This is a genomic window from Ralstonia sp. 110700041-2 (assembly GCF_056280165.1).
Map to the genome: position 1 here is coordinate 129,520 of NZ_JBSFAI010000017.1, position 14,256 is coordinate 143,775.

At 66.6% G+C, this 14,256-nt stretch carries 12 protein-coding genes and 1 tRNA gene; 10 read left to right on the top strand and 3 right to left on the bottom strand.

The features are described 5' to 3' along the window. Positions 1–202 precede the first annotated feature (202 nt). From ACUXH0_RS22645 to ACUXH0_RS22655, 3 genes are all read right to left on the bottom strand, one after another. Entirely contained in the window at positions 203–583 is a 381-nt protein-coding gene (locus ACUXH0_RS22645; protein ID WP_012436840.1) for a thioredoxin family protein, read from the bottom strand. Positions 584–644: 61 nt separating this feature from the next. Then, positions 645–1,853, bottom strand: a complete 1,209-nt coding sequence (dprA, locus tag ACUXH0_RS22650) for a DNA-processing protein DprA (protein WP_012436839.1) — start codon at positions 1,851–1,853, stop codon at positions 645–647. Positions 1,854–1,878: 25 nt separating this feature from the next. Further along, the gene (locus ACUXH0_RS22655) at positions 1,879–3,066 is read right to left on the bottom strand and encodes a LysM peptidoglycan-binding domain-containing protein (RefSeq protein WP_012436838.1); all 1,188 of its coding nucleotides are present in this window, start codon (positions 3,064–3,066) and stop codon (positions 1,879–1,881) included. 252 nt (positions 3,067–3,318) lie between these two features. Between ACUXH0_RS22655 and def the strand changes: the two genes are divergently transcribed. The 10 genes from def to ACUXH0_RS22705 all read left to right on the top strand — a co-directional run bounded on the left by def (position 3,319) and on the right by ACUXH0_RS22705 (position 14,156). Further along, a complete protein-coding gene (gene def, locus ACUXH0_RS22660) occupies positions 3,319–3,834 on the top strand; it encodes a peptide deformylase (protein ID WP_004628316.1) in 516 nt (171 codons plus the stop codon). Between the two features lie 10 nt (positions 3,835–3,844). Beyond that, positions 3,845–5,869, top strand: coding sequence for an ArnT family glycosyltransferase (locus ACUXH0_RS22665; protein ID WP_012436837.1), 2,025 nt, complete (start codon positions 3,845–3,847; stop codon positions 5,867–5,869). Between the two features lie 57 nt (positions 5,870–5,926). Further along, a complete protein-coding gene (gene fmt, locus ACUXH0_RS22670) occupies positions 5,927–6,910 on the top strand; it encodes a methionyl-tRNA formyltransferase (RefSeq protein ID WP_012436836.1) in 984 nt (327 codons plus the stop codon). A 31-nt stretch (positions 6,911–6,941) separates the two neighbouring features. Next, complete coding sequence (locus ACUXH0_RS22675) at positions 6,942–7,598, top strand: LysE family translocator (protein ID WP_012436835.1); 657 nt, start codon at positions 6,942–6,944, stop codon at positions 7,596–7,598. A 120-nt stretch (positions 7,599–7,718) separates the two neighbouring features. Beyond that, the gene (gene htpX / locus ACUXH0_RS22680) at positions 7,719–8,579 is read left to right on the top strand and encodes a zinc metalloprotease HtpX (RefSeq protein ID WP_012436834.1); all 861 of its coding nucleotides are present in this window, start codon (positions 7,719–7,721) and stop codon (positions 8,577–8,579) included. Positions 8,580–8,682: 103 nt separating this feature from the next. After that, a complete protein-coding gene (rsmB, locus tag ACUXH0_RS22685) occupies positions 8,683–10,014 on the top strand; it encodes a 16S rRNA (cytosine(967)-C(5))-methyltransferase RsmB (protein ID WP_012436833.1) in 1,332 nt (443 codons plus the stop codon). Between the two features lie 13 nt (positions 10,015–10,027). Further along, entirely contained in the window at positions 10,028–10,798 is a 771-nt protein-coding gene (locus tag ACUXH0_RS22690) for a DUF4390 domain-containing protein (protein WP_012436832.1), read from the top strand. Continuing rightward, positions 10,795–13,266, top strand: a complete 2,472-nt coding sequence (locus ACUXH0_RS22695; RefSeq protein ID WP_012436831.1) for a sensor histidine kinase — start codon at positions 10,795–10,797, stop codon at positions 13,264–13,266. The genes ACUXH0_RS22690 and ACUXH0_RS22695 overlap by 4 nt, the downstream gene beginning before the upstream one ends. A 36-nt stretch (positions 13,267–13,302) precedes the next feature. Continuing rightward, complete coding sequence (locus ACUXH0_RS22700; RefSeq protein WP_004628331.1) at positions 13,303–14,013, top strand: response regulator; 711 nt, start codon at positions 13,303–13,305, stop codon at positions 14,011–14,013. Positions 14,014–14,080: 67 nt separating this feature from the next. Continuing rightward, positions 14,081–14,156, top strand: a tRNA-Phe gene (locus ACUXH0_RS22705). Positions 14,157–14,256 lie beyond the last annotated feature (100 nt).

Sequence of the window (14,256 nt, forward strand, 5' to 3'; positions counted from 1 at the left end):
TCTATAACGACCGTTCGCGTGTTTTTTAGAGTCTTATGGCAACGCCTGCCGACTTCAAGTGCCGCGGGCGCTTGTCAGCGTGCCCGTTAGGCGGCCTTCAATAACCCGTCGGCCCCAAATTTGGCCGCCAATCATAAGCGCGGTTCCTTTTCAGGCGCAATAGAGTGGCGCATGCTTCGCTTGAGGTTGTCAAGGCCGGCGATCACGCCGATTCCAACAGCCAGCCTCGCAAGTCCGGGGCCGCTGGCACCGCGGGCGCAACGTGCAGATCACGCGAAAGTAATCCCTCAACGACACCCGCGTGAGGCAAGACGGGGCCGAAAAACAACACATCGTTCCCACGCTGCACCTGCAGGGTCGGAAAGTTCTCAACATCGAAATCGCCTAGCGCGTCGGCATGGTCTTCCACATCGACCCAGACGAAGCAGCACTCCGGGTGCCGCGCCGCGAGTTCAGTGAAGGTTTTGCGATAGCTGCGGCACGTGCCGCACCACTCAGCGCACAGGCACGCCACCAGCAGTTGGCCCGAGCGAATGCGCGCGTGCAGCGTGGCGGCGTCGGTGTCAGGCAAGAGCAGTGGCATGAAAAAAGGCGCTGAGCGACCAGCGGGGTGACGAAGAGGCGCACCTATTGTAGGCACGCTTTCACGGAAGCCGCAGGAAGCGCCCGCCGGGCCGACGCTCGACGCGGCCATCGAGCTCCAGCGCCAGAAGCTGTGCGGACAGCGCAGCAGCGCCCTGACCGGTGCGCTCACACAAGGTATCGAGATCGACGGGATCAAAGCCGAGCGCATCGAGCAATGCGGCCTCAGAAGCACTTGGCGCCGGGCCTGCAACAGTGACAGGTGCGCCAGCAGGCGCTTGTGCCGTGGCCGCACGCGTCGCACGTTTAGCAGGCGCAGCCGCCCGGCCCCAGCCGAGTTCGTCGAGGATATCGGCGGCGGTTTCCACTAGCTTGGCGCCCTGCTTGATCAGCAGGTGGCAGCCCTTGGCCAGTGGCGAATGGATCGACCCCGGAATCGCGAACACATCGCGCCCCTGCTCGGCCGCCAGCCGCGCGGTGATCAGCGAGCCGGACTGCGCCGCCGCCTCTACCACCAGCAGCCCACGCGCCAAACCCGAGATCAGGCGATTGCGGCGCGGGAAGTTCTCGGCGCGTGCGCCCATGCCAAGCGGGTATTCGGAGATGATGACGCCAGCCTCGGCAATGCGATGCGCCAGCGCCCGATTGCGGGCCGGGTAAACAATATCCAGCCCCGTACCCACGACTGCGATGGTGCTTCCCGGGCCGGCCAGCGCGCCCTCATGCGCCGCCGCATCGATGCCGAGCGCCAGGCCCGACACGACGGTCACGCTCGCCGCCGACAGCGCCTGGGAAAACGCCCGGGCGTTGTCGATACCGGCCGCCGTGGCGCTGCGCGCGCCCACCACACCCACCGCGGCGGCGCGCAGCAGGGAGGCGTCGCCCTTGGTGTACAGGAGGGTCGGCGGGTCCGGCAGTTCGAGCAGGCGGGGCGGGTAGCCGCGATCAGCCAGCGTGAAAATGGCGTTGCCCGGCTCGTTCACCCAGGCGACGGTGCACTCGATCAGCGCCGCGAGCGTGTCGTCGGGCTCGGCGAGCACCGCGCGCGCTTGCCGCTCCGGGAGCACCTTGGCGAGCGCGGCATATGGCTGGGCGAAGATGTCTTGCGGCAACCCGAAAGCCGCCAGCAATTGCCGCGCGGCAACGGGCCCAACGCCGGGGGTTTCAGTCAGACGAAGCCACCCGGCCAGTTCAGTCGGATCGCGCGTGCAGGAGAGGGCGGCAGTGGAATCGGCCGCGGCGGACGCCGCGGCCTGAGAGGCATCGGTCAAATCGAGGACTGCGGTAGCGCGTAGTTCAGGGTTGCTGCGACATCGGGTTGCTGACGCTATCGCCCACTTCCACGGCGTTCGATGCGTCCGTCACCAGCGCATAGGCCACGTGCGGGAACACGCGGAACACGAAGGCCAGGCCGTAGCGCTCTGCGGGCAGCTGCACGGCTTCATTGCCGCCCGTCGCGTCCTTCACGACGGCGCCGGCGCGTGCCAGCGACAGCACGTGACCCGGCTCGAGCCCCTGCTGGCTGCCGATGTTCAGCACAACCACCTGGTCGGTACCGCCAAAGCGTACGCCGCCGGTCACCTTGGCGACCGCGCCGTGCATGTCGCCTTCCGGCGCATGCGGCACATAGCGCACCGGCACGCGCGGGGGCAGTGGCATCAGTTGCGAGCCGACGCCCATTTCTTCCTTGGACGACAGCACTTCCATCTTGGTCACCGCCTGCGGGCCGGTCGCCGCGCGCACCACGCGCAGCGTACCGAGGAAGTCGGCTTCGTAGCCGAGCACGTTGCCCGTCACCGGATCCTTGAGCGGACGGACTGGGCGATACGCCTGCCATTCGCTACCGGCCTGGCCGCCTTCGCCCTGCGGCAGGCCGCGGGCGTAGGCGTTTTCGCCCTTGCCCAGATAAACGCGGCCTTCGGGCAGCGAGAAGATGCGCGCCGGCGTGGCCAGCGTGTCTTCATCCACCACGATCGGCTGGGTCAGGAACGGCTCGATGGCGGCGGCGGGAATGCTTGAGATGGCGTCACCGTCCTGCCCCGACACGCGGGTATGCGGCGACAGGCGCACCGTGCTGCCATCCGCCGATGCCGGCGAACTCGACAGCCATGCGCGGCCATTCGCGTGATGCAGATACAGGATCTGGCCCGGATAGATCAGATGCGGGTTGCGGATCTGCTCGCGGTTCATGCCCCACAGCTCGGGCCAGCGATATGGCCGCTTGAGGTACTTGCCCGAGATTGCCCACAGCGTGTCGCCACGGCGCACGGTGTACTGTGCGGGCGCGGTGGCGGCCAGTTCGGATTCGGGGATGCCAGCTTGGGCGGCAGTCGCGGCCTGCGCCTGTTGCGCCGGCGTCACAGTGCGCTCGGCGGCGTGGGCGGCACCCATGCAGAAAAGCGCTACCGCGGCAACCGCCGACAGGGCGCAAACGTAAGGCTGGCGCGCTTTCGTGGCGGCTTGCATGGCGGGCTGAGAGAGCATCGGTGTGTTACGATGGCGCATTATTCTATGAAGAATCGGCGAGTGGTCCGCGTGCCTGTTCGACGCCTCACCGCCGCGGCTGTACGCAGTTCTGCGCTGCAGCAAGAGGGGTATGGCATCCAACATTCGTCAGGCTTTTTCCTAAGCCATGTGGCGGATAGCGCCCCCGATTCTGCATGACATTCCAAGCGATCGCAATTGAAGGCAACCCCTCGTTAGCGTGGCCTTCTGCAACCGTTGTTGCCAAGCATCATGGCCCTACTGAATATCCTGCAATACCCTGACCCGAGGCTGCACAAAGTCGCCAAACCGGTTGCCGTTGTGGATGACCGCATCCGCAAACTGGTGGCCGACATGGCCGAGACCATGTACGAGGCGCCGGGCGTTGGCCTGGCTGCCACGCAGGTCGACGTGCACGAGCGCGTGATCACCATCGACGTGTCGGAGTCGCGCGACGAGCTGCGCGTGTTCATCAACCCGGAGATCCTCTGGGCAAGTGACGAGCACAAGGTCTGGGACGAAGGCTGCCTGTCGGTGCCCGATATCTATGACAAGGTCGACCGCCCGGCGCGAGTGCGCGTGCGCGCACTAAACGAGAAGGGCGACACCTTCGAGCTTGAGGCAGACGACCTGTTGGCCGTGTGCATCCAGCATGAGATGGATCACCTGATGGGCAAGGTCTTCGTCGAATACCTCTCGCCGCTCAAGCAGACGCGCATCCGGTCCAAGCTCAAGAAGCACCAACGCGACGCGGCGCCCCACCGTTGAACGCGTTCCGATGCCTGCCGACGCCGACGCGCGCCCTCGCTCCATCCCGCTGATGCCGATCGCTCCCGCCAAAGCAGGCACCAACGTAAGCCCGCGTCGCCTGTCGGCGCTGCTGGTGAGGCGTTGGCGCGCCGTCGTCGTGCTGATGCTGTGCGCGTATTTTGTTGCCGGCACGTTCTGGCGCGCGCCGTGGAAGGCCGACGAGCCGTATTCCTTCGGCATCGTCATCAACATCATCGAGCGTGGCGACTGGGTCATCCCCAATGTCGCCTTCGAGCCGTTCGTCGAAAAACCCCCGCTGATGTACTGGACGGGCGCGCTGGCCGCGCTGGCGCTGCCCGACATGCCGCCCCACGAAGCCGTGCGCGTGGCGGTGCTGTTCTGGATGGCGCTGACGTGCTGGGCGGTCTGGCGCACGGCGCGCCTGCTGCGCAGCGAAGCGCGCGACTGGCGCTTGCGCGTCGGTGCGGATCTGGCGCGCGGACGTCCGGGGCTGACGCTGTCCGCACGCCGCGAAGCCGGTCTCGACGCCGGCGGTGCTGCGCTGCGCGACTATGCGCTGGGCGCGCTGCTTCTGTTTGCCGGCTGCATCGGGCTGGTCGAGCACGTCCACAAGTTCATTGCCGATGTGCCGCAGTTGGCCGGCGCGGCGATCGCCCTGTATGGCGTCGTGCGCTTCGTCAAAGAGAGCGAAGCCGGTGGCGCAAAGGGCGTCGATGTGCTGCGCCCAGCGCTTTGGTTCGGCACGGGCATCGGTGTGGCCTTCCTGGGCAAGGGCGTGCTTGTGCCGGGACTGTTCGCGATCACGCTGCTGGCGGCGATCGCGCTGCTGCCGGATTTCCGCAACCGCCAGGCATGGCGTTTTTATGGCCTATCGCTGCTGGTGGCGCTGCCATGGCTGGCGATCTGGCCGGCCATCTTCTGGCACGAATCGCCGGACCTGTTCATCGAATGGTTCTGGGTCAACAACCTGGGCCGCTTCTTCGGCTTCTCACATCTGGGCGGCGAGAAAGGGTCGCTGACGACCACCATCCGATCGATCTTCCTGACCGGCACGCCCGCTGTGTGGCCGGCGGTGGCCGTGCTGGGCGTGTCGCTGTACAAGCTCGCGCGGCAACGCGGACGCGGCGCGCGCACGGCGTGGCTGCTGCCATATCAGGGGCACCTTGTCGTTTCGCTGTTCGTGCTGGTGACGATTGCCGTGGTGCTGCGCTCGGCCGTGCTGCGCGATGTTTACTTGATGCCGCTGCAGCCGGCGCTGGCCGTGCTGGGCGCGCCGATGCTGCTGCTGATTGCGCCCGCATGGCGTGCGCGTGCATGGGGCGCGGCGGTAACGTTGTTTGGTGTGCTCGGGCTGGTGGTCTGGGCCGTGTGGGGCGCGCTCGTTACCAGCGGCGGGCAGCTGCTGCCGGGCTGGCTGGCCAAGGTGCTGGGCCGCGTGCTGCCATTGCCGTATGACATGCTGGTCCACCCGTTTGCCGTATTGGCGGCAGGGGCAATCACGGCGCTGTGGGCCGTCTGCGTGTGGCTGCGGCCCGCGCGCTCGGGCGTGGTCGCATGGGCGGCAGGCCTGGGTATGGTGTGGGGCCTGCTCGGCACCCTGCTGATGCCGTGGGTGGATGACGCCCGCAGCTACCGACCGCTGTTCCAGGCGATCAAGCCGGTGCTCGAATCCGCGCAGATCTGCGTGGCCACACGCGGCATGGGCGAAAGCGAGCGCGCGCTGATGCACTACGAAACCGGCGTGCGCCCCGTCAAATGGCTGCTGGGCCACAGCGGCGCCGGCGACGATCACCGCCCCAACCCGATCGCGCGCACCTGCGACCTGATACTGGTGCTCGAAAAACGACCGGAACACGCCCGACGCCGCCCCCACGGAAACAACTGGGAAATGGTGTGGCGCGGCAGCCGTCCGGGCGACACGAACGAAACCTTCTCGCTGTTCCAGCGGCGCGGCAATGGCGTGTCTGAGGCGCTGCCGTCGCCCGAGCCCATTGTGCCGCTGACCGACACCCCGTATCGCGGCCGTCGTTAGGCCCAATGCGCTACGCTGTCGTGTAGCGCGCTTCCCCTCGTTTTCCGTTTCCCATCCATGACGTCCACCCTTCGCGTAGCGTTTGCCGGCACGCCTGAATTTGCGCAGATTGCCCTGGCGGCGATCCACCAGGCCGGCTTTCCCGTGGTTGCCGTGCTGAGTCAGCCGGATCGCCCGGCTGGCCGCGGCATGCAATTGCAGGCAAGCCCCGTCACGCAGTACGCAGTCACGCATGGATTCGCGCCCATCCTCCAGCCGCCGTCGCTACGTCGCACTGGCAAGTATCCACAGGAAGCCGCCGAAGCCATCGATGCACTGACCGCCCAGCGCCCCGACGTGATGGTCGTCGCGGCCTACGGCCTGATCCTGCCGCAGGAAGTGCTCGATCTGCCGCGCTTTGGCTGCATCAACATCCACGCATCGCTGCTGCCGCGCTGGCGTGGCGCCGCGCCCATCCACCGTGCGATCGAAGCGGGCGACGCCGAATCCGGCATCACGCTCATGCAGATGGATGCGGGACTGGATACCGGCGACATGATCGCCATGGAGCGCGTGCCCATCGGCCTGACCGACACGACCGGCACGCTGCACGACACGCTGGCCGCGCTCGGCGGACGCATGGTGGTGGAGGCGCTCGCCAAACTGGCGCAAGACGGCAAGCTCCACGCCACGCCGCAGCCGGCCGAAGGCATCACGTATGCGGAGAAGATCGCCAAGGACGAAGCCGCGCTCGACTGGTCGCGCCACGCCGCCGCGCTGCTGCGCCAGGTGCATGCGTTCAATCCGTTTCCTGGCGCCTCGGCCGCGCTGGATGGCGTGGCGATCAAGTTCTGGCAGGCGGAGGTGCTGGCCGATCGCCCGGCTGAGGCGGAACCCGGCGTGGTACTCGCCGCCAATGCCGAGGGCGTCACCATCGCCTGCGGCGCCGGCGCGCTACGCGTGACGCAACTGCAAAAGCCAGGCGGCAAGCGCCTGCCCGCACGCGAATTCCTGCAAGGCCTGGCGATCCAGCCCGGCCAGCGCTTCGCATCGCGCGGCTAACCGCCCCCTCTATATAGAAGAGGATTTCGTCATGACCGCGCTGGGCATCGTCAATCTGCCGCTCTTCATGCTGGCCGTATTTCTGCTGAATGTAACGCCGGGGCCCGACACGGCCTATATCGTCGGGCGCAGCGTCTCGCAAGGACGCGCGGCGGGGCTGCTGTCGTCGCTGGGGGTATCGGCGGGCTGCTGCGTGCACGTGCTGGCGGTCGCGTTCGGGCTGACGGCGCTGCTGGCCGCGTCCACCGTGGCGTTCACGGTCATCAAGGTGGTGGGCGCGGCGTACTTGATCTACCTGGGTGGCCGCATGCTGCTGGCGCCGCCCGAACGCGACGACGCCCCGGCCGAAGAAGCGGAAACGCCCGCCGCCAAACGCCCGCGTCCGCTCAAGTCGTTGTTCATGCAGGGTTTTCTCACCAATGTGCTGAACCCGAAGGTCGTGCTGTTCTTCCTGTCGTTCTTCCCGCAGTTCGTTGATCCGCACGCCGCGCACAAGGCGCTGGCGTTCCTGGCACTGGGCGCGGTGTTCATTGTCATGTCGACGATCTGGAATAGCCTCGTGGCGTGGGTAGCCGCCAGCGTCACGCGCCGGGTGGCGGGCAAGCCCGGCATCAAGCGCTGGCTCGATCGCGTGGTCGGCACGGCGTTCATCGGCCTGGGCGCGCGGCTGGCGTTCACCACCCGTTGATGCGTCAAGCGCCATCTGCGGCGAAATATCGCGCAAGTGCCGCGCAAACCCTTGAATTCTCAGCGATTATCGCGATCTAACGCATTCACAAGACCCGAGACCCACAGGAGCCACGCCCCCATGTTCAACTGGATCAAGACCTTCATGTTGATGGCAGCGATCACCGCGCTGTTCATCGTCATCGGCGGCATGATCGGCGGACGCAGCGGGATGATGCTGGCGCTGCTGTTCGCGCTGGGCATGAATTTCTTCTCGTACTGGTTCTCCGACAAGATGGTCCTGCGCATGTACAACGCGCAGGAAGTCAACGAGACCAGCGCGCCGCAGTTCTACCGCATGGTGCAGGAGCTTGCCGGCCGCGCCGGCCTGCCGATGCCGCGCGTCTACCTGATCGACGAAGCCCAGCCCAACGCCTTCGCCACCGGCCGCAACCCCGAGCACGCCGCCGTGGCGGCCACGACTGGCATCCTCAACATCCTGTCGGAGCGTGAACTGCGCGGCGTGATGGCCCATGAACTGGCACATGTGCAGCACCGCGACATCCTGATCTCGACCATCTCGGCCACCATGGCCGGCGCGATTTCGGCGCTGGCGAACTTTGCCGTGTTCTTCGGCGGGCGCGACAGCGAAGGCCGTCCCGCCAACCCGATCGCCGGGATTGCGGTGGCGATCCTCGCGCCGCTGGCGGCCGCGATGATCCAGATGGCGATTTCCCGCGCGCGTGAGTTCGAGGCCGATCGCGGGGGCGCGACCATCAGCGGCGACCCGCAGGCGCTGGCCTCAGCGCTGGACAAGATCCACCGCTATGCGGCCGGCATTCCGTTTGCCGCCGCTGAAGCCCACCCGGCTACCGCGCAGATGATGATCATGAACCCGCTGCACGGCGGGGGCCTGGCCAACCTGTTCAGCACGCACCCGGCCACGGAAGAGCGCATCGCGCGCCTGATGCAGATGGCGCAGACGGGTCAATATCCGGCGTAAAAGCGGCAGCCCGGCCGGGCGCTTCCTTTATACTTCCGCAGTCCGCACGAGCCCGCCCATCGCGGGCTCGTTGCATTTTGTCCGCCTGATTTCCTGCTGTCTGATGCGCCTGCCGTCCGATTCCCTCGCCCACGCCTTGTCGCTTGCTGCTGCCGCACTGGGCAAGCTGCGGCAGGGCACAGCATTGCCGCAGGCCATCGATGCCGTGTGCCACGGCCAGCCCGCGCCGGCGCGGGGTGCCGTGCAGGATCTCGCCTACCGCGCCACGCGCTGGCTCGGCAGCACCGATTGGCTGATCCGCACGCTGATCCCGCGCCCGCCAGCCGAAGGCGCCGCCAATCTGCTGCGCGTGGCGCTCGCGCAATTGCTGGACGATCCACAGCCGTATGCACCGTTCACGGTGGTCGATCAGACCGTGACGGCCGCCTCGGCCGACCCGAAGCTTTCGCACGGCAAGGGCATGATCAATGGCGTGCTGCGCCGGTTCCTGCGCGAGCAACCTGCGCTGGTCGCAGACATGCAGGCGGATCCGTCGGCCGCCACCAACTACCCGATGTGGTGGATCGACGCCGTACGCAGCGCGTATCCCGACGCCTGGCAAACCATCCTGGCCGCCGGCAACCGCCGCCCGCCGATGGTGCTGCGCGTGAACCCGCGCCGCATTGCCGTCGACGCGTATCTCGCGCGCCTGGCCGAAGCAGGCATCGACGCCGAGCGCATCGGCGAACAGGCTGTACGCCTTGCGCGTGCCATTCCCGTTTCCGATGTGCCCGGTTTTGCCGATGGCGATGTCTCGGTGCAGGACGCCGGGGCGCAACTGGCGGCAACGCTGCTCGACGTGGCACCCGGCCAACGCGTGCTCGATGCCTGCGCCGCACCCGGCGGCAAGACGGGCCATCTGCTTGAGCTAGCCGACCGCCTGGACGCAACGGCGCTAGAGTCGGATGCCGCACGCGCCGTGCGCATCAGCGAAAATCTCACCCGCCTGAACCAGACCGCCACCATTTGCGTTGGCGACGCGGCGAAACCCGACACCTGGTGGGACGGCCGACCGTTCGACCGCATCCTGGCCGATGTGCCGTGCTCGGCCGCCGGCATCGTGCGGCGCCATCCGGACATCCGCTGGCTGCGTCGCCCGGCCGACCTCAAGGCGCTGGTCGCGCTGCAGCGGGACATCGTGCGCGCCCTGTGGGCATGCCTGAAGCCCGGTGGCAAGCTGGTTTATGTCACCTGTTCGATTTTTCCGACGGAAGGCGAGGACCAGGCCCGATGGTTTGAACGCCATCTGGAAGATGCGATACGATTGCACGCGCCCGGCCAGTTGCTGCCGGTCTCGCCCGACGCGGCGCAGGCCAGCGGGTTCGCCTCCGGCGCGTCGCCCATGCCGCTCGATCACGACGGCTTCTTTTACGCGGTTTTCCAGAAACGGCCCTGATGCACCGACCGTTGTGACTGTCATCCTTCGCCCATCGATCCGGCTGCTGCAAACCCGGTTCCGGCAGATTCTGCAACGGCTGGTCGCGCTGGTCGCATTGAGCATGCTGTTCCTGTGGTGCCCGGTCACGGCATCCGCACAGTCCATCGAAATCAACCGGGCCCAACTCGAATACGCCGACGGCGGCTGGAACCTGTCCGCCGATTTCGATTTCGACCTGCCCAGCAACCTCGAAGACGCGGTCAACAAGGGCATCGCGCTCTACTTCCTGGTCGAATTCGAACTGATCCGCCCGCGCTGGTATTGGTTTGACGACCACGCCATCAGCGCCACGCGCGTGGTGCGGCTGTCGTATCACCCGCTCACACGCCAATACCGCGTATCGACCGGCGGCCTGCAGGTGCCGTTCTCGCGGCTGAAAGACGCCGTCGACTTCATGCAGCACGTGCGCGGCTGGCGCGTGTTCGAGCAGCGCGCCGTCAAGGCCGGCGAAACCGTGCAGGCCGAGGTACGCATGCGCCTGGACGTGACGCAGCTGCCCAAGCCATTCCAGATCAACGCAGTCAACACGCGCGACTGGAATCTCAGTTCAGAGTGGAGGCGCTTCAGCCTGCTGGTGCCGAACGAGCCGCCTGCCCCGGCGCCCACGCCTGCTGCGCCACCGGCCAGCCCACCGGCATCCTCGCCGCCTGCTTCCGGTTCGTCGGGCCTGTCGCCCAATCCGGGCTGGGGGATGAGCGCCGGCCCGTCCAGCGCAGGCACGTTGCTGGCGCCCGCCAAATGATCTTCGATCGCAGCTACAAGCGGCTGCTCTATCAGGTGGTGGCCGGCACCATCGTCTTCCTGGCGATCGTGCTGGTCGGGCTGCTGGCTGCCGCATCGGCCAACACCGAGTTCTTCGACCGGTATTTCGCGCTGCTCTACAAGGTCAACCTCGTCATCGGGGTGCTGCTGGTGGTGATCATCGGCGGGCTGATGCTGGCGCTGGCGCTGCGCGCGCGGCGCGGCAAGTTCGGCACGCGGCTGATGACCAAGCTGGCGGTGTTCTTCGGCGTGGTGGGCGTCCTGCCGGGGGTGCTGATCTATCTGGTGTCGCTGCAGTTCGTGTCGCGCAGTATCGAGTCGTGGTTTGACGTGAAGGTCGAATCGGCGCTGGAGGCCGGCCTGAACCTTGGCCGCTCGACCATGGACACGGCGCTGGCCGATCTGCAGAACAAGGGCCGCCTGATCGCGGAGCAGGTGGGCGATGGGTCCACCTCGGCCACGGCCATCACGCTCAATCGATTGCGCGAGCAGTTCGGCGTGCAGGAGGCGACCATCTTCACGGCCAGCGGCCGCGTGATCGCCACCGCGTCAAACAGCTACGACACACTTGTGCCGAACCTGCCCGACCAGGCAGTGCTCGAACAGGCCCGCGCGCCGGGCGGCTATGCCAGCGTGGAAGGCGGCAGCGATACCGAAACCGATGGCGCCTCCGCGCCGGCCGCCGCGGCGCCATCGGCACGCAACAGTGGCCGCCGCAGCGATCTATACCAACTGCATGTGGTGGTGGCGCTGGGCACGTCGTTCCGCGAAGAGCCGAGCCTCGGGCTGAGCACGCCCGCACGCAAATGGGCCGGCACCGGTTTGCTGGCAGACCGCCGGCCGGACGATGGCAGCAGCACTTCGCGCGGCTTCGGGCTGATCGGCGAGAGCGGCCGCGACGAACGCTTCCTGCAGCTCGTGCAACCGGTGCCGCAGGCGCTCGCCCGCAATGCCGATGCCGTCCAGCGCGCCTACCAGGAATACCAGGAGAAAGCGCTCGGCCGCACGGGCCTGCGCAAGATGTACATCGGCACGCTCACGCTCACGCTGTTCCTGGCGGTGTTCATCGCGGTGATGCTCGCGCTGCTGCTCGGCGCACAGCTGGCACGGCCGCTGCTGATGCTGCTCCAGGGCACGCGCGAAGTGGCCGAGGGCGACCTCTCGCCCAAGCGAGAGCTGCATACGCGCGACGAACTCGGCGTGCTCACCCAACAGTTCAACCAGATGACGCGGCAGCTGGCCGACGCGCGCCGCGCCGTAGAGCAGAATCGAGCGGCACTTGAGCAATCGAAGGCCTATCTTGAGAGCGTGCTGACCAACCTGACCGCCGGCGTCTTCGTGTTCGACCATCGCTTCGTGCTGCTGACTGCCAACCCGGGTGCCGAGCGCATCTTCAAACAGCCCTTCGGCGCGTGGGTCGGCCAGGCGCTGACCAGCATCACGCCGGTGGCCGCCTTCGCACCGGTGGTCGAACAGGCCTTTGCCGAACAAGACGCAAGCACGGCCGCCGGCGGCGCAGCAGCCCACTGGCAGAAGCAGGTCGAAATTCCGCTTGAAGACGAAGATGAACCCCTCACGCTGCTGGTGCGCGGCACGCGCCTGCCCGGCCCGTCGGTGGGCGCACACGGCACCGAGCGCGGCTACGTGGTGGTGTTCGACGATATTTCCGACGTGATCTCGGCGCAGCGCTCGGTGGCGTGGGGGGAGGTCGCGCGGCGCCTCGCGCACGAGATCAAGAATCCGCTCACGCCCATCCAGCTCTCTGCCGAGCGCCTGGAGATGAAGCTCTCGCCCAAGTTGTCGGACACCGACGCCGAAGTGCTGCGGCGCGGCGCCACCACCATCGTCAACCAGGTGGCGGCGATGAAGCGCATGGTCGATGACTTCCGGGACTACGCCCGCACACCGCCGGCCATGCTGCAGGACCTGGACCTCAACGCGCTTGCCGCCGAGGTGCTGCACCTGTACGGCATCGATCACCCTGACCGCCGCGACCATCCCGTCATCGAGGCCAAGCTGGGCGCCAATCTGCCGCTCATCAAGGGCGACCCGACGCAACTGCGCCAGGTCATCCACAACCTCCTGCAGAATGCGCAGGACGCCGTGGCAGAGAACGAAGCGGCCGGGCGACCTGCTCCGCATGTCATGTTGCAAACTGACACGGTAGAATACGACGACGCCTCGGGCGCGCGGCGGCAGGCCGTGCGGCTTGCGATCGCGGACAACGGCGGCGGGTTCTCTTCCCGCATCCTCAACCGCGCCTTCGAGCCGTACGTCACGACCAAAGCCAAGGGCACAGGATTGGGCTTGGCCATGGTGAAGAAAATCATGGACGAGCACGGGGCGCGCATCGAATTGCGCAACCGCCAGTCCAGCACAACATCGGGCACATCGGGTACCGACATCGTCGGCGCCCAGGTTTCCATACTGTTCGTAAAACTCGCGTAGCGCGGACGGCAATCCCGCCGCACATAGAGGAAAAGCATGGCCACCATCCTCGTTGTCGACGACGAAATGGGTATCCGGGAGTTGCTCTCCGAAATCCTCGGAGACGAAGGGCACGTTGTTGAAGTCGCCGAGAACGCGCAGCGCGCGCGCGAATACCGCGCGAACGCAACGCCCGACCTCGTCCTGCTCGATATCTGGATGCCGGATACCGACGGCGTGACGCTGCTCAAGGAATGGGCATCGCAAGGTCTGCTGACCATGCCCGTCATCATGATGTCGGGCCACGCCACCATCGACACTGCTGTCGAGGCGACCAAGATCGGCGCGCTGAATTTCCTGGAGAAGCCCATCGCGCTGCAGAAACTGCTGACCGCGGTGGAGCAGGGGCTGTCGCGCAGCAAGGAAAAGCCGCGCTCGGCCACACCGGCTGCCGCTCCGGTGGCGGGACTCGCAGGCGCCATGCCAAACGCCGCCGCAGGTACACCCGCCGCGCTCGAGCGCACCGACATCAATGGCGTACCGACCCGTGCAGCCGAAAGCGGCGGCATGCAGTTCTCGTTCGACATGCCGCTGCGCGAGGCGCGCGACCTGTTTGAGCGCGCGTACTTCGAATATCACCTGCAGCGTGAAGGCGGCAGCATGACGCGCGTAGCAGAAAAGACCGGTCTGGAGCGGACTCACCTGTACCGAAAGCTCAAGCAACTGGGCGTCGAACTCTCGCGTAACAAGGGCGAACCGGCGACCTGATCATCAAAGTGCTCGGAGGTACTTGACGACAAGGCGCACACCCTGTCATACTTGCTTTTCTTTGCTTGGCCCGGTAGCTCAGTTGGTAGAGCAGCGGATTGAAAATCCGCGTGTCGGTGGTTCGATTCCGCCCCAGGCCACCAAAATTCTTCGCTCTTCAAGATCGATTGATTTTGCAGAGCAACAAAAAAGACCTCCTCGCGAGGTCTTTTTTCATTCCTGCGGCGCCATTCGCAGGCGCCC